A 24,963-nucleotide genomic window follows, 5' to 3' on the forward strand; every position below is an offset into this window, starting at 1 on the left:
TCGTCTCCCCGCCCTTTGCTGTCCGCTTCGTTCTTCCTCCGCTTCGTCTCTCCATTTTTCGCCATGGTACAGGCATCCATGTGCCAAAATTCACATTGTGTCAAAGAGGTGAACAATCTATTGCGAATTTTCAACGTTTCGTTGTCGCCTTTGTTAACTGTGAGGAAAGTCGCTGAGCTTTCTGATATGTTGAGGTCAGCGACGAAGAAATCGTCCGTTGCAACGAAATGAAGCGGTAGCAGCAAGAGGATGGGGGAGATGGAAATGTTGAAAGGGCTGCGGAGGCTGACGGTCGCGCTGTCGCTCGCCGCGACGGCAGTCTTGCTCGGCGGGTGCGCCGATAAGGTGGTCGTGCTGAATCCGAAAGGCGAGATCGGCCAGCATCAATTGGACTTGATTATTTTGTCTACGGTGCTCTGTCTGATCGTTATCGTGCCGGTGCTGATCTTGACGTTCTACTTGGCTTGGAAGTATCGTCACAAGCCGAACGGGAAGGCGAAATACGACCCGACCTGGGAACACAGCACGAAGCTGGAAGTGATCTGGTGGGGGATACCGATCATCATCATCGCCATCCTCGGAACGATTACCGTTAAATATACGCATATGCTGGAACCGTCCAGGCCGCTCGAGCACGAAGCGAAGCCGGTCGTGATCCAAGTAACCTCGCTCGATTGGAAATGGTTGTTCATGTATCCGGAGCAGGGCATCGCGTCGGTGAATTACCTCGAATTTCCCGAGAACGTGCCGGTCCGCTTCGAGCTGACCTCGGACGCGCCGATGAACTCTTTCTGGATTCCGCAGCTTGGCGGTCAGATCTATACAATGTCCGGAATGGCGATGAAGCTCCATCTGATTGCGGACGAACCGGGCTCGTACATGGGAATGGGCGCCAACTTCAGCGGCAGGGACTTCGGCAAGATGAATTTCACGGCGAAGGCGACTTCGCAGGAGGAGTTCGAGGCTTGGATCGAGCAAGTGAAGCAATCGTCCCCTGAGCTGACGACGGACGGGTACGTTCAGTTGGCGAAGCCGGGCGTGTCGGATGTGCAAACCTTCTCTTCGATTCCGGAAGGCTTGTTCGAGAAGATCGTAACCAAGTACAGCAGTTCGCACAATCATGGATCGGACTCGGCCAAGAATGACTGAACCGACAAGCTATGAATCAAGGGAAAGAAGGTGCCGACATGTGGGATAATATAAAGGAGTTCGCCTCCGAGTTTTTCGTCACGGGCGATCCGCTGATCTACGGCGCGGACGTCGCCATCGTGCTCACGATGATCGCGATCGTGACGGCTCTCACGTATTTCAAAAAATGGACGTGGCTGTGGAAGGAATGGCTGACGACCGTCGATCATAAGAGAATCGGAATCATGTACGTCATCGCGGCGCTGCTCATGCTGTTCCGCGGGGGCGTCGACGCGCTGCTGATGCGCACGCAGCTCGCGATGCCGGAGCTGGAGTTCTTGAACGCGGAGCACTATAACGCGATCTTCACGACCCATGGGGTCATCATGATTCTGTTCATGGCGATGCCGCTCATGTTCGGGTTGTTCAACCTCGTCGTCCCGCTGCAGATCGGGGCGAGAGACGTGGCGTATCCGTTCCTGAACTCGCTGAGCTTCTGGCTGTTCTTCTTCGGCGCGATGCTGTTCAACCTGTCGTTCGTCATCGGAGGCTCGCCGGATACGGGGTGGCTAGCTTACCCGCCTCTATCGGGAACGCAATTCAGTCCGGGCGTCGGCCAGGACTTCTATATATGGGGGATACAGATTTCCGGGATCGGCAGCTTGATGACCGGGATCAACTTCATCGTCACGATTCTGAAAATGCGGGCGCCGGGCATGAAGCTGATGAAAATGCCAATGTTCTCATGGTCGGTGCTGTCCAGCTGCTTGACGATCATTCTCGCGTTCCCGATCTTGACGGTTACGCTGTTCCTGCTGTTCATCGACCGCTACCTCGGCGCGCACTTCTTCACGCTGGACGGCGGCGGCAACCCGATGATGTACATCAACCTGATCTGGATGTGGGGTCACCCCGAAGTGTACATCGTCGTTCTGCCGGCCTTCGGGATTTTCTCCGAGGTGGTCGCAACCTTTTCCAAGAAAAGGCTGTTCGGCTACAAATCGATGGTGTTCGCTCTCATGAGCATCAGCGTCGCTTCGTTCTTCACCTGGGCGCACCACTTCTTCACGATGGGCTCGGGCGCGAACGTCAACGCGTTCTTCGCGGTCACGACGATGATTATCGCGATTCCGACCGGGGTCAAGGTGTTCAACTGGCTGTTCACGATGTACCGCGGGCGGCTGTCGTTCCCGACGCCGATGCTGTGGATGCTCGGCTTTATTCCGTGCTTCGTCGTCGGCGGAATGACCGGGGTGCTGCTCTCCGTCGCTCCGGCGGACTTCCAGTTCCACAACAGCTACTTCCTGATCGCCCACTTCCACCAGGTGCTGATCGGAGGCGTCGCGTTCGGATACTTCGCGGGCTTGTACTACTGGTGGCCTAAAGTGTTCGGCTTCAAGCTGAACGAGAAAATTGGCAAATGGGCGTTCTGGTTCTGGAATATCGGCTTCTACGTCTGCTTCATGCCGCAGTACGTGCTCGGCCTGATGGGCATGACGCGCCGCGTCAGCAGCTACGGCTGGGACAGAGGCTGGTACGAGTTGAACCTGACGTCGACAATCGGCGGATTCCTGATGGGCATCGGGTTCCTGTTCCAAGTGTGGCAGATCCTGCACAGCATCAAGTTTATGGAGAAAGATACGACGGGCGATCCATGGGACGGGCGGACGCTCGAATGGACGATCCCGTCGCCGGCTCCGGCGTACAACTTCGCCACGCTGCCGACGGTGCAGGAGAAAGACGACTTCTGGGAAGAGAAGCAGCGCATCGCCGCCGGAGGGGCTCCGCGGCCGAAGCCGCCGCTTGAGCCGATCCACATGCCGAAAAACTCGGGAATCCCGATCATTATGTCGTTCTTCTTCTTCGTGGCCGGTTTCGGATTCGTCTGGGATTGGCTGTGGATGATCATTCCGGGGCTTGCCGGCGTGGCGGTATGCATGCTCGTTCATTCTTTTAACTACAATACGGATTATTATATCCCGGTTGAGGAAATCAAACGCACGGAAGCTGCGGCGGGGAGGGCTGTATAATGGCCAAATCGGGCAACCATATCGTCTCTGCTCCGTCGCAACACGGCGGCGGGCATGCCCACGAGGGGCATCACGACCTGGAAGGCATGCGCTTGATGGGATTCTGGATCTTCCTGATCACGGACTGTATTCTGTTCGGTACGCTGTTCGCAACCTATGTCGTGCTTAGCGGCAATACGGCGGGAGGGCCGACCGGCGCGGAGCTGTTCGAGATGCCGGGGGTTATCGCCGAGACGTTCATTCTGCTTACGAGCAGCTTCACGAGCGGGCTTGCGGTGCTGGCGATGAACCGGGGGGATCGCAAAGGGCTGATCTCCTGGCTCGCGGTCACGGTCGTGCTCGGCGCGGCGTTCATTACGCTGGAAGTGACGGAGTTCGTCACTCTGGTCCACGAAGGAGCGACGATCTCGACGAGCGCGCACTGGTCCGCCTTCTACACGCTGGTCGGCACCCATGGACTTCACGTCTCGCTCGGTCTTGTGTGGATGATCGCGATTATGATCCAGCTCGGACGTCACGGCATCAACTCCGTCACTCGCCGTAAAGTTAACGTCATCAGCCTGTATTGGCACTTTCTCGACGTCGTCTGGATTTTCGTCTTCACGATCGTCTACTTGCTGGAGGTGATGTAAGATGGCGCAGCATACGAATCAAGGCTCTCACGCTCACGGCGCCCATGACGAGCATGGTGCGCACGAGTCCCACGGCTCGCTGAAGTCTTACGTCATCGGCTTCGTCCTGTCGTTGATTCTGACGGCTATTCCGCTGATCATCGTACTGAACGATGTGCTGGAAGGTACGGCGGCCAAGGTCGTGCTGCTGGGAGCGGCGATTCTGCAATTCGTCGTCCAGTTGGTGTACTTCATGCATCTGAAGGAAGAGGGCAAGCCGCGCTGGAACTTCATGGTGCTCATCCTCGGTCTGATCATCGTGCTCACGATCGTGGCGGGTTCGATCTGGATCATGACTTACAATAAAGTGGCTTAGCAATAAGGAAAAGGGACTTGCCTGCGCGAGGGTGCGCGGCGAGTCCCTTTTTCTACGAATCAGAAAGGATAAAATCCGCTATCCTTATCTGAATCGTCTCCGACAAAACGCCTTCATCGTCCAGAGGACGCTGAAGGCGTTTTTGCTTGTGTTGCGGAGGTTACGAGGTGCAGCGGGCGTAGCGGTAATCGTTGGGACGGTCCGTGCGGGCGATGATGGTCAGCCGTCCGCCCGTCTTGATCAGCGTGTAGCGGATCGTTTTGTTTCCGGCGCCGCCGGAGAGAACCGCGCTGACGCGGATGCGGGACGCGTTCTGACCGAGAATCTTCAGGCTTTCCACCTTGCGCGGGGCCGGTCCGGGAGTGTCGGAGAGAACGTATCTTCTTCCTTGGTAGTTGATCGGATCGAGGTTGCACAGCATGAAACGGCTGAGCTGCTTGCTCCAGCAGCGGCCGAAGTAGTCCTCGATTTTCTGACGGGAGCTGAATCGGTCGGGCAGACGTCTGTATTCGTCTCCGTTGAACTTGAACGATTGTCCGTCGGAAGCGGAGCTCCGAACGGCGAACCATTGCTCCTCGGCCTCGTTGATAAATGCGGTAAGCTGGCTGACGGTATAGGCGACAGCGGCATTCGGCATATCGGCATCCCTCCATGACAGCGTATGAGGCTGGCAGAGCGAGCGCGAGGGTGGTTGTCCGGAGGGTAAATGACGATTAATTGCTCTAATTACACATAAATAACTTTATGAGTTATATATATGTTAACTATAAATAAACATTCAGTCTTATATGTAACTATTATTGACATAAATATGCCGGAGGAATATGATTACTGTAAAAACCCGATGGGGAGAAGGAGCCGCTGAGCATGGGAATAACGAACAAAACGCCGGTACCTTCGCTTTCTTCCCTGTACTACAACGAGATGTACGACGGATCGCAGGTTCGTCCGCATTACGGCAAAGTTCATGAGTCGATCTCGCGAATGACGCCCCAGGAACGCGTCGCCAGGCAGGCGAAGATGAACGGAAGGCTGCTCGAGGAAGGCATTACGTTTACGCTGTCGGGTGCGGGACAGCCGGAGGCGCTGGAGCGGACGATTCCTTTCGATCTGATCCCCCGCATTATTCCGATGGAGGAATGGGAGACGATCGAACAGGGGACAAAGCAGCGGGTGAGGGCGCTGAACGCTTTCCTTGCGGACATCTATCATGAGCAGTGTATTCTGAAAGACGGGCTCGTGCCGCGCCGGATGGTGATGGGCAATCGCTACTTCCGCACGGAGATGATGCGTCTCGCGGCGCCCGGAGGAACATACGTGACGGCCTCGGGCATCGATCTGATTCGCGACGAGAAGGGCGCTTACTACGTTCTGGAGGACAATCTTCGTTCCCCGTCCGGCTTCTCCTACGTGTTCAAGAGCCGCTCGATCCTGACGCATGATTTTCCCGAGTTGATGTTCTCCCATCCCGTACGCGGCATTGACCGTTTCCTGCAGGAGTTCAGATCGTCCTTGCGCAATCTCTCTCCTGTCGACAAAGCCGAGCCCGTCGTCGCCCTGCTGACCCCGGGGAGCTACAATTCCGCGTATTTCGAACACGTCTTCCTGGCTCAGCAGATGGGAATCGAATTGGTCGAAGGCCGGGATCTTGTCTGCAAGGATCATAAAATCTATATTCGCGGCTTGTCGGGGCTGAAGCAGGTGGATGTGCTGTATCGGCGCATCGACGACGACTATCTCGATCCGCTGGCGTTTCGTCCGGATTCCGTGCTGGGCGTGGCAGGGCTGATGAACGCTTACCGCTACGGCAACATTACGATCGCCAACGCTCCCGGGACGGGTGTCGCAGACGACAAGGCCATCTATACGTTCGTGCCGGAGATGATCCGCTACTATTTGAACGAGCGTCCCATTCTGAGCAATGTGCCGACGTATCTGATGAGCCGTCCGGACGAAAGGGAGCATGTGCTGGGCCGTCTGGAGGAAATGGTCGTCAAGGAAACTTCGCTGTCGGGCGGATACGGCATGCTGGTCGGTCCCGCCTCCACGGAGCGGGAGCGGGAGCTGTTCGCGGCGAAAATCCGGGAAAATCCCGACAATTACATCGCCCAGCCGACGATCAAGCTGTCCACCTCGCCGATCAATCTGGACGGGCGCATCGCCCATCGGCATATCGATCTGCGGGTGTTCGCCGTCGCGGACGGAGCGAGCGTCCGCGTGCTGCCGGGAGGGCTGACGAGGGTGGCGATGAAAGAAGGCTCGCTCGTCGTCAATTCGTCCCAGGGCGGAGGCGTCAAGGATACTTGGGTGCTGTCTCGATAATTCGTCCATAAGGAGAGGGTCTCTATGTTGGATCGGATCGCGGAATGCCTGTTCTGGATCGGGCGCTACACCGAACGGGCGGAAAATCACGCCAGGCTGCTCGACGTCTACTATCACTTGCGCGAAGAGGACGGCGAGGACGCCGAGGCGACGTGGAAAAGAATCGCCGAAGCGATCGGGGATTGCGCGCTGTACGAAGAGCGGTACGACGCGTACCGGGAGAATGACGTGCTGTTCTTCCTGACGCTCGATTGGACGCAGCCGAATTCGATTCTGTCCTGCGTGACTCAGGCGCGCAACAATCTGAAGAAGATTCGGGAGCAGCTGCCTGCCGAGCTGTGGAACCTGTTGAACGGCTTCTACTTGTGGTTGAAGAACATGCGCGTGGAGGAGATTGTGCAGATGTCGCCTCATGGCTTCTTTCAGGGATTGAAGGAGCGGCTGGCCGCGTTCCAGGGGACGGCCGTGTCCATCGCGCTGAGAGACGAGTCGTGGCATATGCTTGAAAGCGGGCGTTATCTGGAGCGGTCGGAGAACGTCGTGCGGCTTCTTCAATCCGTCGGCAGAATCGCGCCGGAGCAGCGGAAGGGAGCTTACGGCTATACGGTCGCGCTGCTCAAGTCGGTGGGAGGCTACGAGGCGTTCCGCCGTCTCGGTCAAGACGATCTTACGCTGGAGGGAGTGTCGAGATTCCTCGTGCTTCAGGAGGCTTTTCCGCGTTCGGCACATTTCTCGCTGGCCGCGTTCGAGCGTCATCTGAAGGACATGAGGCGGGAATCCGACAAATCGGGCTCGGCTCTTGAACGAACTATCCGGCTTGCGGGCAAGGCGCGGTCGGAGCTCGGCTGGCTCGACCGGGACGACATTACCTTCGATACGCTTAATTCCGTGCTGCAGCAGCTGCTGGCGACGAATCGCCAGTTGGGCGAGGCGGTTGCGGGCACCTTTTTTTCCCCTGGACGGGAGGTTACGGCATGAGACTCGAAATTTGCCACGTCACGAAATACCGCTACGATTCGCCGGTGACGGACAGTGTCAATGAAATTCGCCTGACTCCCCGGACCGACGAGCGGCAGGCGTGCTACCAGCATCGGCTTGTGATCGAGCCTAACGTTCAGCTGCAGTCTTATGAGGATTTTTTCGGGAATCGGGTTCATTCGTTTACGGCCAACGCGCCGCATTCGGAGCTGGTCATCACGGCCCATTCGACGGTGGTGACGCGGGACCGGGACGTGCTGTGGAAGGCTGCCTGGGGGCCGGAGGAATCGTGGCATCGGGTGAGAAGTCTGGAGTTCGTCGACGCGAACGCGGAATATTTGCTTCCTACGGAGTACGCATCGTTCCATTCTTCGGTGGAGGCGTATGCCGCCAGGATCGGAGGGGAAGAGGAGGGGGTCTTCGGTTTCGTGCGGCGCGCGGCGAACGCGATCTATGGAGATTTTCAGTACAAGCCGATGTCGACCGGGGTGCATACGAAGGCGGAGGAGCTGATTCAGATCGGCTCCGGCGTATGTCAGGACTTCGCGCATTTGCTGATTGCGGTGTGCCGTCTGAAAGGGGTGCCGGCGCGCTATGTGAGCGGGTATCACTTCGTGGGGGATTTGCAGGGGCGGGACGCTGATTTCGAACAGGCTTCGCACGCTTGGGTCGAGGCGTATGTGCCCGGAGTCGGTTGGCAGGGCATCGATCCGACGAATGACAATCTGGTCGATTGGCGCTACGTCAAGCTCGGGCATGGGCGCGATTACCCCGACATCGTTCCGGTCAAAGGGATCTATCGGGGCACGTCCGGCCAGTCGCTGCACGTCACGGTGGACGTTCAGTTGGCTGAGACGGGGTGAGCGGAGATGTGCGAGTGGTTGACGGTGTGGCGGGGCGGTTAGCCCCGCCGTCGGATGGAACGGGCTTGCGTGAACCGGCTTACGGCTCCGGAATGAATTTCTCCGTGCCGTCCTGCTGCTTTTCGTAGGAATGGTCCATGGATGCTTCCTGAATATAGCCGTATGCCCAGTGGGCTTGCGTGACGTCCGGCCATTGCTGCGGCGCTCCGATCAGCGGCCCGCGTCCCAGCAGCCGGCCTACCATCGTGACCGCCTCGGCGCGGGTCAGCTTCGAATTCGGGCGGAACGTGCCGTCTTCATACCCGTATACGATACCTGCCGCATTCGCTTGCTCGATGACGGCTTGCGCCCAGCTTCCTTCGGTATCGGTAAATCCTGCGCTTGCGCCCGTTGCATCGGGCAGCAGCGGAGCGATCGCGCTTGCCATCTCCGCCCGCGTGATCGGTGCGTCCGGCTTGAAGCCCCCGTCGGGATATCCGATCATGAGGCTCATGCCGGAGGCGCGGTCGATGTAGGCCTTCGCCCAATGCCCATCCCCGACATCCGGGAAATCTCCAGGCGTCTTATCCTCACCCCGGTCGAACACTCTGACCAGCATCGCAGCGAGCTCCGCGCGGGTTACGTTCCGGTCCGGAGCGAACGTCCCGTCGGTATAACCGGACAGAAACGCTTGATGCTCCGGGTTCATCCAGCGGACGACGGTAAACGTGCCCGTCTTGCCGGCGGAGACGGGAAAGCGGATCCCCGGCCGATCTTCGCCGTCATAGGGGACGATGCTTCCTCTCGCCAGTTCCTTCGTGCCGTCGTCATACAACGCGAAGACCGCGACTCTCTTCAACTGCTCGTCGCTGAGCGGCGCGCCGCTCAGCGGCAGAATCGCCTCGTATCCGCCGCCGGTCGCGTTCGATCCGATCGTCATCGGGCGGCCAACGGTTTCCACCGTGCCGCCTCTCGCGGCTTCGCGTACGAGCGGATCCGTCGTTGCCAGCCTTTCGGTCGATGCGAGGTTCTCATCCCGGGTCGGTTCGATGCGGAAACGAAGCTCGTTCGTGACCCCTTTGAACGTTGTATCCGGAATGACGACACGCGCCTGCGTCGCGGAAATCTCCATCCGGATCTTGTTTTCGGACAGCAGCTCGGCCGAGGCCTTCGGGAACTTCACGACCAACTCGACGTCTCCGTTATCTTCGTCCGGTACGAGCATCCTCGCGAAATCGGAACCGATCGCCTTGAGCTTGTCCGTCGCTCGGGCCGCCTGCTCTTTCGTCAGTTCGACCGCCGCTTGTCGGCGTCCGTCGCTGGCGGACGAACGGACGATATTGGCATTCGATACGAGAGACCCGCCGTTGCCGTCAACGACTTGAATCGCAGACCGTCCGGAATCGGAGCCAGGCGTCGACGATGAATCCGGAACGCGCGGCGTCGCGCTCGCCTCGTTCGAAAATCCGCTGACTCCTACGGCGTTGTGCGCCTTCACCGCGAAATAATAAGTCGTACCGTTGGCAAGACCCGTCGCCGTGTAGGTCGCTCCCGTCACCGTGGTCAACGGCAAGGGATCGTACGCACCGGATGCAGTGCCGATATAAAGGCTGTAATAGACGGCTGACGTGACGCTGTCCCAGGCCAAGGACGCTTGGCCGTTTCCGGGAGAAGCCCTGAGATTGACGGGAGCATGGGGAGGATTCAGGCTCCACTGGGCGTATACGGTCACATCTCCGTTCACGACGGTCGTCTCGTCGAAGCCGGTTCCGCCGCCATTCGGCTGCGTATTCCATCCGGCGAACGCATAGCCGGGACGGGTCGGCGGCGCGGGGAGGGCTGCCACCGTCTCGTCGTCCGTCACGCTTAAGGTCGAGGGCGTCGCCTCCGTATCCCCGCCATTCTTATCGAACGCGACCGTGTGGGTAATCGCTTCAAGCTTTTTGATCTTGTGGTTGCCGCGGTCCGCCACAAACAGGTTCCCGTTAGGATCGAGATCGATCCCGAGAGGGAGGAACAATTGCGCCGATTTCGCCGGGCCGCCGTCACCGGAATCGCCGAATGCGCCGGTCCCGGCAATCGTCGTAATGATGCCGGTCGGACTAATTTTCCGAACGATGTTATTGCCGTGCTCCGCCACGTACAGCGTTCCGTCGTCGTCTACGGTGAGTCCGATCGGGCTATTCATACGGGCCGCCGTCGCCGGACCTCCGTCGCCGGAATAGCCGGCGACTCCCGACCCGGCCATCGTACTGATGTTCCCGGACGTATCTACTTTCCGCACCCGATTGTTATTACGGTCCGCGATGTACAGATTCCCGCTGTCGTCAAAGTCAATGGAATACGGAGTATTCAACTGCGCCGAAGCCGCCGGTCCGCCGTCGCCCGAGAAACCGGCAACTCCCGTTCCGACTACCGTGGTAATGATGCCTGTCGTTTGATCCACTTTCCGAATGGTATGATTAAAAATTTCCGCGAAATATAAATTGCCGGCGCTGTCCACGGCAACATCCACCGGACGGTTCAGCAGGGCAGAAGTCGCCGGACCGCCGTCGCCGGCATAGCCCAGACCGCCCGAGCCGGCCACCGTGCTGATGATGCCGTTCGTATCCACCTTGCGTACGCGCTCGTAGCCGATTTCCGCTATGTACATATTCCCTGCGCTATCGAAGGTCACGCCCCCAGGGTATCGCAATGTAGCCGAAGTCGCCGGTCCGCCGTCCCCCGAAGGGATGCTCCAGTTCGCCTCGACCCCGGGCGTTCCGGCTGCCGTGGTGATGATGCCGGACGTATCCACCTTCCGAATCACATGATTATCCGAATCCGCAAAATACAGATTTCCGGCTGCGTCCACGGCAACATGGTAAACGAGGTTGAATTGGGCCGAAGCTGCCGGCCCTCCGTCTCCGGAGAAGCCCGGTGCGCCTGTTCCGGCGATCGTGTCGATCGTATAGTTCTCCGCCGCATAAGCGCGGCTCCCCCAGTCGGCCGGCAGCAGGAGAGCCGTGCCGTTCATCAACAGGATTGCCAACGCGATAAGGAGCAGCTTGGCTGCTCGTCCCTTCCGTAATTGCACATTGGCTCTGCTCATCATTTTCCTCCCAACAGTCGATTTATGATTAACAAACATACAATGTTTATTATTATGCTGGGCAAACAAGGCTTCAATGAGCAAAAATGGAAAATGTGTCGGTTAACGAACACATCATGTCGAAGTGTCGGGTTAAATTTTGAAGAAAGTCGGGGGATTCGGATGCGCGGGCACACGGGCCGCTCTGCAAAGACATTACGACTCGGGCCGGAATCAACCGCGGTACGTTCTGCGCTCGCGATCAGGACAATCAATGTTTCTGCAGAGAGAGGCGGAATGGCGAATTAATGTTCGGAAAAAAATGAATTTTGGATGGGTGTTTGTCCGAATGTTTCGGATGTATGATCCATTTACGAATAATTGGGCGGAAAACGACTTGACGTGTACGGATTGATCGGTTAAGCTACGTAATGGAAAAAGAACAAAGCATGTGATGTTCATCCATTCGTATATCCTCGGCGATATGGGCCGGGGGTCTCTACCAGGAGCCTTAAATTCCTGACTACGAAGGATGTGGGATACCCACACCCTTCGGCGGTCGGGATTTTTTTTATGCTGTGTTCGGACGGCTGGAAGGGAAAAACCGGGAGGAGAAGTTTGCGAATGAGTTATGACGTCATTGTGGTGGGCGCCGGTCCGGCGGGAATTTTCGCATGTTACGAGTTGACGAGAAACGCTCCGCACCTGAAGGTGCTTCTGGTGGACAAAGGGCATGAAATCAAGCGTCGCCACTGTCCGATACTTGAAAATAAAATCGAGCTATGTCCTCCGCCCGCGGGGAAAAAGGAATACGCGGGCTGCTTGCCCGCCTGTTCGATTACGGCCGGGTTCGGGGGAGCGGGCGCATACAGCGACGGCAAGTTCAACATTACGACGGAGTTCGGAGGTTGGCTGACCGACTATTTGCCCCATTCGCGGGTGTTGGATCTGATTCGCTACGTGGATGAGATCAATCTGGAGCATGGCGCGACGACGAACGTGACCGACCCGACCACGGAAACCGTCCGCGATATCGAGCGCAGAGGGTATGCCGCCGGACTCAAGCTGCTGCGGGCGCAAGTTCGTCATTTGGGAACGGAGCAGAATCTGGAGATTCTGAAGTCGATCTACGACTATTTGGACAGTCGGATCGAGATGCGGTTCAAGACGGAGGTCGCCGATCTTCTGACGGTGAGGGAGGACGGCAAACACCGCGCCCGGGGCATCGTGCTGAAGAACGGGGAAGAGATCGGGGCGGGAATGGTCGTCATCGCTCCGGGAAGGGACGGCTCCGGCTGGTTGGCCGACGTACTGAAGAAGCGGCGGCTGGCGATGGTGAACAACCAGGTGGACGTCGGCGTGCGGGTGGAGACGTCGGACGTGGTCATGCGAGAAATCAACGAGCATCTGTACGAGGGGAAATTTGTGTTTAATACGTCCGTGGGCACTCGGGTGCGGACGTTCTGCAGCAATCCTTCGGGCCACGTTGTCGTGGAAAACCACAGCGGCGTCATGGCGGCCAACGGCCACGCGTTCAAAGATCCGGCGCTCGGATCGGCGAATACGAACTTCGCGCTGCTCGTCTCGCATAAGTTCACCGAGCCGTTCGATAAGCCGAACGAGTATGCGCGGGAAATTTGCAAACGCGCCAACGATCTTTCGAGCGGCGGAGTCATCGTGCAGAAGTTCGGCGACATTATGCGCGGACGGAGGTCGACGGCGAGCCGGATTAAGGAAGGCTTCATCGAGCCGACTTTGCACGAAGCGGTGCCGGGCGACTTGGGCCTCGTGCTTCCTTACAACACGATGAAATCTTTGGTTGAGATGGTGGAGGCGCTGGATAAAGTGACGCCGGGCATCGCCTCCGAGCACACGTTGTTCTATGGCGTCGAGGCGAAGTTTTACTCGGCGCGCCCGAAGCTGAGCGAGACGCTCGAGACGGAGATCGCCGGCCTCTACTGCGGCGGCGACGGCGCAGGCGTGACGCGAGGCCTGGCGCAAGCCGGGGCGGCGGGCGTCTGGATCGCGCGGGCGATCTCGGAGCGGTTGGCGAAGTAGGCGCTGGGCGGGCGCGGCGGGTTCGCTTGAGCGGGACTGGAGGGCGAGGCTTGCGGTTCGTCGGGACTGAGGCGTAGGCGATGCTCGGGGCTGAGGCGTCGGTGATGCGTCGGGACTGAGGTGTCGGGGCTGAGGCGTCGGGGCTGAGGCGTCGGGGCCAAGGCCAGAAAAGTGCCTTGGCGGTCGGCGGCCGGGTGAGCGTGGCGAGTGTGAAGGCCAGAAAAGTGCCTTGGCGTGGGCGGTGTGTCGGGGCCAAGGCCAGAAAAGTGCCTTGGCGGTTGGCGGCCGGGTGAGAGTGGCGAGCGCGGAGGCCAAGAAATGGCCTTGGCGTGATCGGTGCGTCGGGGCCAAGGCCAGAAAAGTGCCTTGGCGGTCGGCGGCCGGGTGAGCGTGGCGAGTGTGAAGGCCAGAAAAGTGCCTTGGCGGTCGGCGGCTGGGTGAGCGTGGCGAGCGCGGAGGCCAAGGAATGGCCTTGGCGTGGGCGGTATGTCGGAGTTAAGGCTGCGCCCCCGTCTACAGAGACCAGTAAGTCAAGGCGGACAGAAGCACGGAAGCGATGAACATGGCCGCAAGCGGACGGAGGGCGCGGCTGCGGAGATCGCGCAGGCTGACGTTCAGGCCCAGGCCGGCCATCGCCATACCGAGCAGCAGGGTAGTCGCATACGACAGTTCGTGCAGCAGAGGCGCGGGATCGGGAAGCAGGGCGGGCAGCGCGAAGCTGCCGAACAGGCTGGCAGCGATGAAGCCGACGAGGAACCAGGGAAACTTGAAGCCGCCCCCGGCCGTCCGGTTTCGATCGCGGGTCGTATCGCCGATCTGATCATTGGCCTGACAACCGACCCGATCGCCGCCCCGCAGGCTGCGAAGCTTGGCCGCGCCCGCAATGGCGAGGCACACTGGTACGAGCAGGGTGACGCGGCACAGCTTGGCGAGCAGACCGTCCGCCAAGGCGTCCGGTCCGCCCGGGGCGGCGGCCATGGCGACGTGCGCGACTTCGTGGAGCGTCAGGCCCGACCAGATGCCGTAGCTCTCCGGCGAGAGCGGCAGCCAAGGCAGCATGAGCGTATAGGTCGTCGCGAATACGGTGCCGATCACGGCAATCAGCCCTGCGCTGATTGCCGTGTCTTCGTCTTTGGAGCGGAGCAGCGGAGCTGCGGCCGCGATGGCAGCCGCGCCGCAGATGGCGGTTCCGATCGCCAGCAAGGCAATCAATTTGCGGTCGGCGCGGAGCAGGCGGCCGATCACGAATACGGCGGCGAGCGCGAAAGCGACTGTCGCGCCGCTTCTCAGCAGGAGCGGCAAGCCCTGTCGCAGCACTTCGACGATGTCGAGCTTGAGGCCGAACAGGACGATGGCGGCGCGAAGCAGCGTGCCGGAGGAGAAGCGGACTCCCGCGCCCAGGGCGTGCGGATAGCCGAAGCGATGGCGGTAAGCGGCCGCCAGCAGCAGCGCGCAAGCGAGCGGGCCGAGCTTGGACGGGCCGGGAATGAGCGAGACGGTCCATCCGGCCAGCGCAAGCGACAGTGTAAGCAAGATGCCGGTCAGGCGCGGATGATTCGATGGCCAGGCGGCGATGGGGCGGATCGGGTTAGCGAGCATGAGGGCTGAGACCTCCGTTGTCGGTTCTGTTGCTTTCAGCATACTCGCGAATTTATAATAAGGAAAATTAATTATAATTATATTAAATATAAGCATTTGATTATGATAGGAGCAAAACAAACATGGAGCAATCCCTGACGGTGTTCGTCGAAGTTGCCGAGACGCGGAATTTCTCCCGCGCGGCGGAGCGCCTGCACATGACTCAACCGGCTGTGAGTCAACACATCCGGACGCTGGAAGAGCGGCTGAACGCTCAATTGCTCGTTCGCAGCAACAAGTCGGTCGCGTTGACGAAAGCCGGAGAAATCGTCCTTCATCATGCCAGGGAAATCGGAGAGTTGTACCGTCGGATGAACGAAATGGTCGGCGAGCTGATCGGCCATGCGGGAGGGCCGTTGTCAATAGGGGCGAGCTACACGTTCGGAGAATACGTGCTTCCGCGCACGCTGGCGAAGCTGCACGAGAGTTACCCGGATATTCGGCCAAGCGTCATGATCGGCAATACGGCGGACATCGCGGAAAAGGTGCGGACTCGCGCATTGGACGTCGGAATCGTAGAGGGAGAAGAGATTGGATCGGGGCTCGATGCGGAGAGGTTGGCGGAGGACGAGATGTTCATCGCGGCGGCCGCGAGCCACCCGCTGGCGAATCTTCCCCGGGTCGAGCCGGCGCTGCTGGAGCGGGAAACCTGGCTCGTCCGCGAGAGAGGCTCGGGAACCCGGGCGGCCGCGGACAACCTGTTCGCTGCGCTGGGTATCCAGCCCGTCCGGCTGATGGAGCTCGGCAGCACGCAATCGATCAAGGAGACGGTAGAAGCCGGGCTCGGCATCTCTCTGCTGTCGCGCTGGGCGCTGCGCAAAGAGCTCGGGCTCGGCTCCTTGAAGCCGCTCCGCGCCGAAGGGCTTCCCTTCAGGCGGAGCTTCCATATTCTGTCTCGCCGGGGCGACTTGCGGACGAGGACGGTCGACGCGTTCCAGGAGACGCTTCGGGCCGTGACCGACGAGATGCTGGCGGAGGACAACCTGAGCGGCAGCCGCAATGACAATCTCGATGACGGCCGCAACGTCAATCCCGATGTCAGCCGCAATGACAATCTCGATGACGGCCGCAACGACAATCTCAACAGCAGCCGCAATCGAAACCGCGACCGCGAACCAAATTAGCCGCCCTGGGCAATCTTCTTGAACGCCTCAAGGAACTGCGCAGAAGGATAGGCGCCGGACAGGGCGTACTTGTTGTCGATGATGAAGAAAGGAACGCCGGTAATGCCGATGCCTTGAGCGGCGGCCATATCTTTCTCCACGTCCTCCTGGCCTTCCCCGTTATCGAGCAGCTTCCGGGCTTCGGAGGCGTCGAGTCCGAGCTCGGCGGCGATGTCGAGCAGAACGTCCAGCTTGGCGATGTCCCGGCCGTCCTCGAAGTAAGCTTTCATGACCGCCTCGATCCAGGTCGCCTCGTCCTCTTGAGGAAGCAGAGCGGTGATCCGGTGCGCCAGCACCGTGTTCGGCATGCGCTCCACCTTGTCGAAATGGAAGGTGACGCCTACGTTGGCGCCGGCCTCGGTAACCCGTTGAAGCATCGGACGCAACCGCTCCGCTCCGCCCATCTTTTTCTCCATGACGCTGTTGAAAGGCAGTCCTTCCGGTGGCAGCGACGGATCGAGCTGGTAGGCGTGGTAGCTGACTTCGACCTCCTGGCCGGTCTGCTCCTGCCAAGCGTCGATCGCGTCGTTCATGTTCTTTTTGCCGATTCTGCACCAGGGACATACCATGTCGGAATATACGTCTATTTTCATCGCGGACACCTCTTCGGATTGGAATGAGTCTGTTTCCCCTAGTATGGCAGACGGTCCGGCCGGATTCAATGTACGGTTTGAAAGGCGACGTGATACTATGGAAAAGACAACCGAGCAACGAGGAGGACGAAAAGTGAAACTGACGATCGATTCGACGGTCGAGCTGCTGAACGGGACGCAGATGCCGCGGCTCGGGCTGGGCGTCTGGAGGGCGAAGGACGGCGAGGAGACGGAAAATGCGGTGCGGGCTGCGCTGGAGGCGGGATACCGCGGCATCGACACGGCCTCTCTGTACGGGAACGAGGGGAGCGTAGGCCGGGCGGTGCGGGCTTCGGGCGTTCCGCGCGAGAAGGTGTTCGTGACGACCAAGGTGTGGAACGACGAGCAAGGCTACGACAGCACGATAGCCGCCTTCAAGAGAAGCCTGGAGAGGTTGGACATGGACTACGCGGACTTGTATCTCGTTCACTGGCCTGTCGTCGGCAAATACAAGGAAACGTACCGGGCGCTGGAGGATCTGTATGAGCAAGGGCTCGTAAGGGCGATCGGCGTCAGCAATTTCAACATTTCTCATCTGGAGGATCTGATGGGAAGCTGCCGCATTAAGCCGATGGTGAACCAGGTGGAGATGCACCCGCTGCTGACGCAGAAAAGGCTGCTCGCCTTTTGCCGCAAGGAAGGCATCCAGTTGGAATCGTGGAGACCGCTCATGCAGGGAAGGCTCGATCAGCCGCTCATCACGCGGCTCGCCGGGAAGTACGGCAGAACGCCGGCGCAAATCCTCATTCGCTGGCAGCTGCAGCTGGGAGTCGTGACGATTCCGAAGTCGTCCAGACCGGAGCGAATTCGCGAGAACGCCGACGTGTTCGGCTTTGAGCTGGAGCCGGAGGATGTCGTGGCTATCGACGGGCTGAACGAAAACCTGCGCTTCGGCAAAGACCCGGACCATGTCGACTTCTAGAGGAGCGCGAACACGCCCTAGGATAGAAGCTGGGTTCGGAAGGGGATAATACGGAGCGAGCGCGGCTATTGACAGCCTCAACTGTAACTGTTATTATTACAGTAATCACCGGGGAGGCTGAAGGAATGAACAGTGAGTTTATCATAGCTGTCCACAGCTTGGTCCTCTTGGCGCATCGCCCCGATGGAATGGCTTCCAGCGAAGAGATCGCGACCAACGTATGCACGAATCCGGTGCGCGTCCGCAAGGTGATGAGCTGCTTGCGCAAGAACGGCTTCGTGGATACCCGCGAAGGCTCGGGCGGCGGCTACAAGCTGTCGCGGGAACCGGGAGACATGACGCTGGCCGACGTTTATCGGGCCTTGGCCGCGGGTTCGCTTGCGCCGAAATGGTGCAGCGGGGACCCCGAATCCGACTGTCTGGTCGGATCGAACATGGGCGAGGTGATGAACGCGGTGTTCTGCGGCGCGGATCAGCAGCTTGAGCAGTATTTCGAATCGATTACGATCGGACAGATGCTGTCCAGGCTGACCGCCATGGCGAAGGCGTAGTCCGGTCCGGCCGGTCGACAAGGGATGGAGCGGGTCATTCAGAAGGCCCGATCATCATAGGTGAATCAACTTATACATTGAGGATAGGAGAGATGTCTTATGGCAGTTGTAGTTACGAAAGACAACTTCAGCGAGAACGTAGCGCAAGGCGTATCCTTGCTTGACTTCTGGGCGCCGTGGTGCGGACCTTGCAAAATGCAGCTTCCGATCGTGGAGGAGCTGGCTGAGGAATTGAAAGGAACGGCGAACATCGCGAAGGTTAACGTGGACGAAGAGCCTGAGCTGGCCAGTCAATTCGGCGTTATGAGCATTCCGACGCTGATCCTGTTCAAGGACGGTCAACCGGTCGACAAATTGGTCGGCTTGCAAAGCAAGGAATCGCTGAAAGCGAAAATCCAAAACCAACTGTAAGTTGGCATCGAGAACGCCGCGGCTGTCCCTTATCGGGAGCTGCGGCGTTTTTGGTTGTTGCCAACCGATCCGGAACGTGATATGATACTTTCTGACCGATTGACCAAAAATGAATTATAGTCAGAAAGTCAGTTTCGCGGCAAGGGAGGCAAGCGGTAATGGCGATCGATCGCAGGAAGCAGGTCGTGGAAGCGGCGGCGCAGTCTTTCTCCTTATTCGGCTATAAGGCGACGACGATGGATCAGGTGGCTAAGCTGGCGAACGTTGGCAAGGGTACGATCTACACGTTCTTCGACAACAAGGAGGAGCTGTTCGACGAGATCATGAACAGCTTGATCCAGGAGATGAAGCGCGTGGCGGAAGCCGAGTACGATCCGGCGGGCTCCTTCTTCGACAATCTGAACCGCGTCCTCGGACGGATTCTCGATTTCCGGGAGAAGCACCAGCTCGCGGTCAAGATGGCCCACGAAGTCCGGGACATCGGCACGCCGAAGGCGCTGGAAGGCTTGAACCGGCTGGAGAGCGCGATTCTGTCCTACATCCAGATCAAGGTGCAGGCCGCGATCGACAAGGGCGAATTGAAGCGCTGCGATCCGGAAGTGACGGCGTTCGTGATGCTGAAGCTGTACTTGGCGCTGGCGTCGGAATGGCAGACGGCCCACGATCCGCTGGAGAAGGAGAAGATTACGGAGCTGTTCCAATTGTATCTGTTGCGAGGACTGGCCAACGAGTGAGGTCCCACGAGGCTTGTCTTCTTTTTTTGCCGAAAATTGACCAAATGAACGAAATAGTCATAATGATTAGGGGTGTTGTTCGTGAAAGGAATCAAGCAGTTTGCGAAAGAGTTGTCCGGCATCGGCCGGAATAAGAAGGTGCTTATCCCGGTTGTCGCCATCCTGACGGTGCCGGTGCTGTATTGCGCGATGTTCCTCGGAGCTTTCTGGGATCCGTACGGCAAACTGGTCGACTTGCCGGTCGCGGTCGTCAATTCGGACCAAGGGACGGTGCGCGAAGGCGAGGAGCTGCATATCGGGCAGGACTTTATCGAGAAATTGAAGGAAGGCAAGCATTTCGACTACCGGTTCGTGGACGAGGCGGAAGCGCTGGAAGGCTTGAAGAACAATGCTTACTACATGGCGATCGAAATTCCGGAGGACTTCTCGAAAAATACGGCGACGCTGACGACCGATCAGCCGACGCCGGCGCAAATCCGGTTTCTGCCGAACGAGAGCTACAACTTCCTGGCGGCTCAGATCGGAAACACGGCCATCGAGAAAATGAAAACCGAGCTCAGCCAGGAAGTGACCAAGGCGTATACGCACACTGTGTTCGAGCAGTTGGAGACGTTGGCGGACGGCTTGAGCAAAGCCAGCGAAGGGGCGACGGAGATCGCCGCCGGCACGGACAGCGCGAAGAACGGGGCGACGCTGCTGGAGCAAAATCTGAATAAGCTCGCATCGGGCTCCTTGACGATGAGGAACGGAGTCGGCAAGCTGGCGGACGGAAGCGCGAAGCTGGAAAAAGGGTTGGCCGACTTGCAGCAGGGCGGCGGATCGCTGTCCGGCGGTCTGACGCAGCTGACGGAAGCCGGAGGCCAATTGGGCCAAGGCGCGAAGCAGGCGGAGCAGGGAGCTTCGCAGTTGGCCGCAGGGCTGGACCAGTCGGCGGCGGGAGCGGCCAAGCTGGAAGCGGGGGCGAGCGAACTGGCGGCCGGGCTGGCGCAGTACGCCGAGGCGCATCCCGAGCTGGCCGAGGACGCGGCGATGCAGCGTCTGATCGCGGCGAGCAAGCAACTGGCCGGAGGGCTCGGCGAAGCGAAGAAAGGCCAGGAGCAATTGGCAGCTGGCGCGGTTAAGCTGAAGGAGGGCGCGTCGCAGCTGGCGGGCGGCCTGGAGCAGTTCGGCGGCAAGCTGGGCGAAGCGGCGGAAGGCAGCCGGAATCTGACGGCCGGGGCCCAGCAGCTGCACGGAGGCGCTGTACAGATTAAGCAGGGTATCGGCGATTTGCAGAAGGGCGTCGGCGAGTTCGCGGAAGGCACGGGCAAGCTGGACGAAGGCGCGCAGCAGATGGCGGAAGGCTTGCTGAAGCTGACCGACGGAACGGGCGAGCTGTCGAGCAAGCTGAGCGAAGCGGCCGAGAAGACGGCGGGCATCAACGGCGGAGACACCGTCGTCGACATGTTCGCGAATCCCGTCAATCTGGACGTCGTCAAGTCGACGGAAGTTCCGAACTACGGAACGGGCTTTGCTCCGTACTTCATCTCGCTTGGTTTGTTCGTCGGGGCGCTGCTGTTGACGATCGTCTATTCGGTGAAGGAGCCGGCCAACCGACCGGCAAGCGGCTGGAGCTGGTTCGTCGGCAAGCTGCTGACGATGGTGCTGATCGGCGTCGCACAGGCGGTCATCGCCGACCTGGTGCTGCTGTACGGATTGGGCTTGGAGGTGCAGAGCTTGCCGCTGTTCTTCCTGTTTACGATCTTGACGAGCGTCGCCTTCATGGCGCTGATTCAGTTCCTCGTTACGGTGCTGCAGCATCCTGGACGGTTCGTCGCGATCGTCATTCTGATCTTCCAACTGACGAGCTCGGCCGGCACGTTCCCGCTGGAGCTGATTCCGGGCTGGCTGCAGACGACGAGCTCGTGGCTGCCGATGACTTATTCGGTATCCGGCCTGAAAGCCGTCATCTCCAGCGGCGATTATGCTTTCATGTGGGATAACGCGCTGATTCTGCTCGCCTTCTTCGCACTGTTCGCCGTCATGACGTTCGTCTACTTCATGATCGCGCATCGCAAAGAATACGGCGGCGGAAATTCAGGGGAGCAAGGCAAGGCGCTGGCGGTATAATATGAAAAAAAGGTTGAGCGGTCAGGGAGAAGTCCCGACCGTTCAACCTTTTTTGTCATTCAGATCGTCCATTGCCCGTGAACGATGCCGGCAAGGCGCCAATCGTCCTCGTCGGGCGTGAACACGAGCACGAGGCTCTGCCAATCCATGCCGTCCAGCTCCTTGTCGAATCCGGGGAAGTAGAATTCCACGTAAGAAGCGCCGGGATAGACCTCCGGAACGTTGAACAGCGCATTGCCCGTGCCTGCGATACGGTTGACGTTCACTTGAGGGGCATCCGCGAAATCCTTCGTATAAACGAACTGCTCGTAATAGTCTCTGAACGTCAGCTCGATCGGATCTCCGCTGCCGTCCGCTTCGCCCCACTTCAGCTTGTTCGTATCCTTGAAGGTCGGGAATTCGTCCGGCTTGAACACGAGGTCGGTATCGACGTTCACGTAAGGATAAGGAGAGAAGCGTACGCCTTTGTCCGGATCGATCAAGGTGATCAGAGAGCCGAGGTCTCTTTCTCTCAAGTAACCGACGGTTTCGAACGCAAGCTCCTTGACTCGGGCGTCGGAGGGCTGCTCATTATCCGAAGGCGGGGTCTCGCCGCTCGGTTCGGCGGACGGATCTCCGCTCGCAATCATTGTAGGCTCGCTCCCCAAGGATGAGGTCGGCGGGAAAGTTATCGGAGCATCGGTTGCCCCGTTCTTATTGGTGTTGGCTCCGCAGCCAGCCAATAGGACAGCGAGAAGAACCGCGGCCAGAAGCGGATACTTGCTTCGCATCGTCTATTCCTCCTTGCAGTTAAGTATTTATTTAGACGCAGAAATCGCCGAGATGTTCCGGTGGAAAATGCCGGGATGTAATATTTATTCACTCTGTGGGAGGCGAAGGCGGATGCGTTGATCTTCGCCCTGCTGGATAAGCTAAGGGCAGAAGGACGCGCAGCAGCCCGGACATACGGAGGCCGCCTCGGGCGGAATGCCGGATATCCGGGCTGTTGGTTGTCGGAGGGCGGGCGTTGCGGCTTGAGTTAATCGGTTTTCTTCTTGGCCTTCGGCACGGGGGCGACGGATTTGGTGTTCTCCAAAGTGTCGTTGACAAAGGCCATGTCCTGATTTTCCGCTTTCATGCGGGTCGTGCCTTTGTAATTGCCTCTGTGCGATTGATTTTCCATGGGCAATCCCTCCTCTCTTCGAGGTCATTGTGCTCATTCCGTCAGAGCGTTATCCGTACCGGGAGGTTGGCAAATGATGAGGAATAATCCGCTGGCGGCCGCTGGGCGCAAGACGGCAGCCGCAATCGGGATAAGCGCGTTGGCGCTGCTGCTCGCGTCTTGCGCGGGGGAGAAAGAGGCCGAACCGATTCCGCCCGCGACGGCCGCGAAAGGAGCTCCGTCTGCCGAGCAGTGGTTGGAGCAAGCCGCCGGAGCGGCAGCAACGATGAAGAAATACGCCTTCGAGCTGCAGATGAGCCAAGACCTCGGACCGGCAGGGGAGACGAAAGGATCGTATGTACGGGTCGAGATGCAGGGGAAGGCGGAACGCGAGCCGCTGAAGCTGGACCAGACGATCGTGAGCGTGATCGACGGAGAAGAGTCCACGCTGCGTACGATCGTGACGCCGGAGGCTTACTTTATGTACCTGCCCGAATACGAGGAGTGGAGCAGGCTGTCCAAAGCGGTGGCCGAGGAGAACGCGGAGACGCTGTCCGACTTTCAGATCAATCCGGAAAAGGCGATCGAACGCATCCGGGGATTAGGGGAGAGTCTGAGCGCCGAACGAAGCGGGAACGCGGCGGTTGTTCGTTATGAAGGCAACGGCCCGGAGGCGAAGGCTTTTATGGCGGGATTGCTGAAAAGCACGCTGGGGCTGACGGATTCCGAAGAGGTCATTGCGAACGAGCTCGAAGTGAAGAGGTTGAAGGTGGATTATCATATCGATGCGGACCGCCACTGGCCGCTGTCTTACCGCATCGAGACGGAACTGACCGTCGAACTCGAGCCGGGGCGGCGAACTCCGGTCAGGCAGACGGTGGCCGGCACGTACAGCAAGCCGAACGCCACGCAACCGATCGTCGTTCCGCCGGAAGCGCTGGAGGCTCCCGATCCGTCCGAGATCGAGGATCTGCTCGATTTCGGAACGTGAGGCGCGGAACGGGGCGGACAGTAGACGTTGCAGCCCAGTTCCGTTATAATGGCGTGAGAATTGAACAGCTTGACGACGCGTTTGCGGCAGGCGGCGCAAGCGGTCGCGAGAAGTCAGGAGTGTTAGGATAAAATGGCATTGTCGTGCGGAATCGTCGGCCTTCCGAACGTAGGGAAGTCGACCTTGTTTAATGCAATTACCCAGGCGGGAGCGGAGATGGCGAACTACCCGTTCTGTACGATCGACCCGAACGTCGGCGTCGTGGAAGTGCCGGACGAGCGGATGCAGAAGCTGGCGGAGATCGTGAATCCGAACCGGATCGTGCCGACCGCGTTCGAATTCGTCGATATTGCCGGACTGGTCAAGGGCGCGAGCCGCGGAGAAGGGCTGGGCAACAAGTTTCTGGCCAACATCCGCGAGGTGGACGCGATCGTGCACGTCGTTCGCTGCTTCCAGGACGAGAATATCACTCACGTGTCCGGCAAGATCGATCCGATCAACGATATCGAGGTCATCAACCTGGAGTTGATCCTGACCGATATCGAGTCGGTCGAGAAGCGGATAGAGCGCACGCGCAAAGGGCTGAAGGGCGGAGACAAGAAGGTCGCAGAGGAGCTTGAGGTGCTCGAGCGTCTGCACGCGACCCTTACGGCGGAGAAGCCGGCAAGAAGCCTGGAGCTGACTCCGGAAGAAGCGCGCCTCGTACGCGACCTTCATCTGCTGACGATGAAGCCGGTATTGTATGCGACGAACGTAAGCGAGGGCGAGGCGGCCAGCGCCGACGGCAACGAGTACGTTCAGAGAGTTCGCGAATTCGCGGCGGCCGAAGGTTCCGAGGTCGTGCATATCAGCGCCAAGGTGGAATCCGAGATCGCCGAGCTTGAGGGCGAGGACAAGGAGATGTTCCTGGAAGAGCTCGGCCTGACCGAGTCCGGGCTTAACCGACTGATTCGCGCTTCTTATAAGCTGCTCGGATTGTATACGTATTTTACGGCGGGCGTTCAGGAAGTTCGCGCTTGGACGATTCGTCAAGGCACGAAGGCGCCTCAGGCCGCCGGAGTCATCCATACCGATTTCGAGCGGGGCTTCATCCGTGCCGAGGTCGTCTCGTACGGGGACCTGGTCGCCAACGGCTCGATGAAAGCAGCCAAGGAGAAAGGGCTCGTGCGGCTGGAAGGCAAGGAGTACGTCGTCGCGGACGGCGACGTCATGCATTTCTTGTTTAACGTATAATCGGCCGGCGAGCGGTCCGAATG

General features: G+C 59.2%; 22 protein-coding genes and 1 riboswitch. Of the genes, 16 read left to right on the forward strand and 6 right to left on the reverse strand.

Annotation, left to right across the window (positions count from 1 at the left end; translation table 11 throughout):
* Positions 1-264: 264 nt before the first annotated feature.
* Genes cyoA through cyoD form a run of 4 tightly spaced genes read left to right on the forward strand, consistent with a single transcriptional unit; the run spans position 265 to position 4,145 of the window.
* On the forward strand, positions 265-1,149 hold the full coding sequence (gene cyoA / locus B0G52_RS16995) for a ubiquinol oxidase subunit II (protein WP_094046496.1): 885 nt from the start codon (positions 265-267) through the stop codon (positions 1,147-1,149).
* 38 nt (positions 1,150-1,187) lie between these two features.
* Positions 1,188-3,158 carry a cbb3-type cytochrome c oxidase subunit I gene (locus B0G52_RS17000; protein ID WP_094046411.1) on the forward strand — a complete coding sequence of 657 codons (1,971 nt, stop codon included), beginning with the start codon at positions 1,188-1,190 and terminating at the stop codon, positions 3,156-3,158.
* Positions 3,158-3,790: a cytochrome o ubiquinol oxidase subunit III gene (gene cyoC / locus B0G52_RS17005; protein ID WP_094046413.1), complete on the forward strand. Its 633-nt coding sequence runs from the start codon at positions 3,158-3,160 to the stop codon at positions 3,788-3,790. Before B0G52_RS17000 ends, cyoC begins: the two co-directional genes overlap by 1 nt.
* A 1-nt stretch (position 3,791) precedes the next feature.
* Positions 3,792-4,145 (forward strand): cytochrome o ubiquinol oxidase subunit IV, encoded by a 354-nt coding sequence (gene cyoD / locus B0G52_RS17010; RefSeq protein WP_094046415.1) that lies wholly within the window; start codon positions 3,792-3,794, stop codon positions 4,143-4,145.
* Between the two features lie 160 nt (positions 4,146-4,305).
* Here the strand turns inward: cyoD and B0G52_RS17015 are convergent, their stop codons facing one another.
* A complete protein-coding gene (locus B0G52_RS17015) occupies positions 4,306-4,782 on the reverse strand; it encodes a DL-endopeptidase inhibitor IseA family protein (protein WP_094046417.1) in 477 nt (158 codons plus the stop codon).
* 230 nt (positions 4,783-5,012) lie between these two features.
* Here B0G52_RS17015 and B0G52_RS17020 point away from each other — a divergent pair, with 230 nt between their 5' ends.
* The 3 genes from B0G52_RS17020 to B0G52_RS17030 are packed head-to-tail and all read left to right on the forward strand — an operon-like array spanning position 5,013 to position 8,308.
* Positions 5,013-6,467 carry a circularly permuted type 2 ATP-grasp protein gene (locus B0G52_RS17020; RefSeq protein WP_094046419.1) on the forward strand — a complete coding sequence of 485 codons (1,455 nt, stop codon included), beginning with the start codon at positions 5,013-5,015 and terminating at the stop codon, positions 6,465-6,467.
* Positions 6,468-6,491: 24 nt separating this feature from the next.
* Complete coding sequence (locus tag B0G52_RS17025; protein WP_094046421.1) at positions 6,492-7,445, forward strand: alpha-E domain-containing protein; 954 nt, start codon at positions 6,492-6,494, stop codon at positions 7,443-7,445.
* Positions 7,442-8,308, forward strand: coding sequence for a transglutaminase family protein (locus B0G52_RS17030; protein ID WP_094046423.1), 867 nt, complete (start codon positions 7,442-7,444; stop codon positions 8,306-8,308). Before B0G52_RS17025 ends, B0G52_RS17030 begins: the two co-directional genes overlap by 4 nt.
* Before the next feature lie 79 nt (positions 8,309-8,387).
* Here B0G52_RS17030 and B0G52_RS17035 read toward each other — a convergent pair whose 3' ends face one another.
* Complete coding sequence (locus B0G52_RS17035) at positions 8,388-11,378, reverse strand: NHL domain-containing protein (protein WP_106359404.1); 2,991 nt, start codon at positions 11,376-11,378, stop codon at positions 8,388-8,390.
* Between the two features lie 425 nt (positions 11,379-11,803).
* A riboswitch (purine riboswitch) is annotated at positions 11,804-11,903 on the forward strand.
* A 78-nt stretch (positions 11,904-11,981) separates the two neighbouring features.
* Between B0G52_RS17035 and B0G52_RS17040 the strand changes: the two genes are divergently transcribed.
* On the forward strand, positions 11,982-13,415 hold the full coding sequence (locus B0G52_RS17040; RefSeq protein WP_094046427.1) for an NAD(P)/FAD-dependent oxidoreductase: 1,434 nt from the start codon (positions 11,982-11,984) through the stop codon (positions 13,413-13,415).
* A gap of 513 nt (positions 13,416-13,928) precedes the next feature.
* On the opposite strand, the gene B0G52_RS17045 is transcribed toward B0G52_RS17040, so the two are convergent.
* The gene (locus B0G52_RS17045) at positions 13,929-15,014 is read right to left on the reverse strand and encodes a YeiH family protein (protein WP_094046429.1); all 1,086 of its coding nucleotides are present in this window, start codon (positions 15,012-15,014) and stop codon (positions 13,929-13,931) included.
* 122 nt (positions 15,015-15,136) lie between these two features.
* Here B0G52_RS17045 and B0G52_RS17050 point away from each other — a divergent pair, with 122 nt between their 5' ends.
* Positions 15,137-16,177 (forward strand): LysR family transcriptional regulator, encoded by a 1,041-nt coding sequence (locus tag B0G52_RS17050; RefSeq protein WP_094046431.1) that lies wholly within the window; start codon positions 15,137-15,139, stop codon positions 16,175-16,177.
* Here B0G52_RS17050 and B0G52_RS17055 read toward each other — a convergent pair.
* Positions 16,174-16,809, reverse strand: a complete 636-nt coding sequence (locus B0G52_RS17055; RefSeq protein WP_094046433.1) for a DsbA family oxidoreductase — start codon at positions 16,807-16,809, stop codon at positions 16,174-16,176. The genes B0G52_RS17050 and B0G52_RS17055 overlap by 4 nt on opposite strands.
* A gap of 181 nt (positions 16,810-16,990) precedes the next feature.
* Between B0G52_RS17055 and B0G52_RS17060 the strand changes: the two genes are divergently transcribed.
* The 5 genes from B0G52_RS17060 (at position 16,991) to B0G52_RS17080 (ending at position 21,575) form a co-directional block, all read left to right on the forward strand.
* Positions 16,991-17,770 (forward strand): aldo/keto reductase, encoded by a 780-nt coding sequence (locus tag B0G52_RS17060; RefSeq protein WP_304441899.1) that lies wholly within the window; start codon positions 16,991-16,993, stop codon positions 17,768-17,770.
* 125 nt (positions 17,771-17,895) lie between these two features.
* The gene (locus B0G52_RS17065) at positions 17,896-18,321 is read left to right on the forward strand and encodes an RrF2 family transcriptional regulator (RefSeq protein ID WP_094046437.1); all 426 of its coding nucleotides are present in this window, start codon (positions 17,896-17,898) and stop codon (positions 18,319-18,321) included.
* 99 nt (positions 18,322-18,420) lie between these two features.
* Positions 18,421-18,732: a thioredoxin gene (trxA, locus tag B0G52_RS17070; RefSeq protein ID WP_094046439.1), complete on the forward strand. Its 312-nt coding sequence runs from the start codon at positions 18,421-18,423 to the stop codon at positions 18,730-18,732.
* A 158-nt stretch (positions 18,733-18,890) separates the two neighbouring features.
* Complete coding sequence (locus B0G52_RS17075) at positions 18,891-19,466, forward strand: TetR/AcrR family transcriptional regulator (RefSeq protein WP_094046441.1); 576 nt, start codon at positions 18,891-18,893, stop codon at positions 19,464-19,466.
* 81 nt (positions 19,467-19,547) lie between these two features.
* The gene (locus B0G52_RS17080; RefSeq protein WP_094046443.1) at positions 19,548-21,575 is read left to right on the forward strand and encodes a YhgE/Pip domain-containing protein; all 2,028 of its coding nucleotides are present in this window, start codon (positions 19,548-19,550) and stop codon (positions 21,573-21,575) included.
* 59 nt (positions 21,576-21,634) lie between these two features.
* On the opposite strand, the gene B0G52_RS17085 is transcribed toward B0G52_RS17080, so the two are convergent.
* Both B0G52_RS17085 and B0G52_RS35955 read right to left on the reverse strand, forming a co-directional pair.
* Positions 21,635-22,204 carry a hypothetical protein gene (locus tag B0G52_RS17085; protein ID WP_143762579.1) on the reverse strand — a complete coding sequence of 190 codons (570 nt, stop codon included), beginning with the start codon at positions 22,202-22,204 and terminating at the stop codon, positions 21,635-21,637.
* A 389-nt stretch (positions 22,205-22,593) separates the two neighbouring features.
* On the reverse strand, positions 22,594-22,737 hold the full coding sequence (locus B0G52_RS35955; RefSeq protein WP_198960668.1) for a hypothetical protein: 144 nt from the start codon (positions 22,735-22,737) through the stop codon (positions 22,594-22,596).
* 73 nt (positions 22,738-22,810) lie between these two features.
* Here B0G52_RS35955 and B0G52_RS17090 point away from each other — a divergent pair, with 73 nt between their 5' ends.
* Together B0G52_RS17090 and ychF are read left to right on the forward strand one after the other, a co-directional pair.
* Positions 22,811-23,707: a DUF6612 family protein gene (locus B0G52_RS17090; RefSeq protein ID WP_094046447.1), complete on the forward strand. Its 897-nt coding sequence runs from the start codon at positions 22,811-22,813 to the stop codon at positions 23,705-23,707.
* A 132-nt stretch (positions 23,708-23,839) separates the two neighbouring features.
* Positions 23,840-24,940, forward strand: coding sequence for a redox-regulated ATPase YchF (gene ychF / locus B0G52_RS17095; protein ID WP_094046449.1), 1,101 nt, complete (start codon positions 23,840-23,842; stop codon positions 24,938-24,940).
* Positions 24,941-24,963 lie beyond the last annotated feature (23 nt).

This window comes from Cohnella sp. SGD-V74, assembly GCF_003001675.1.
In the GTDB taxonomy this organism is placed as follows: domain Bacteria; phylum Bacillota; class Bacilli; order Paenibacillales; family Paenibacillaceae; genus Cohnella.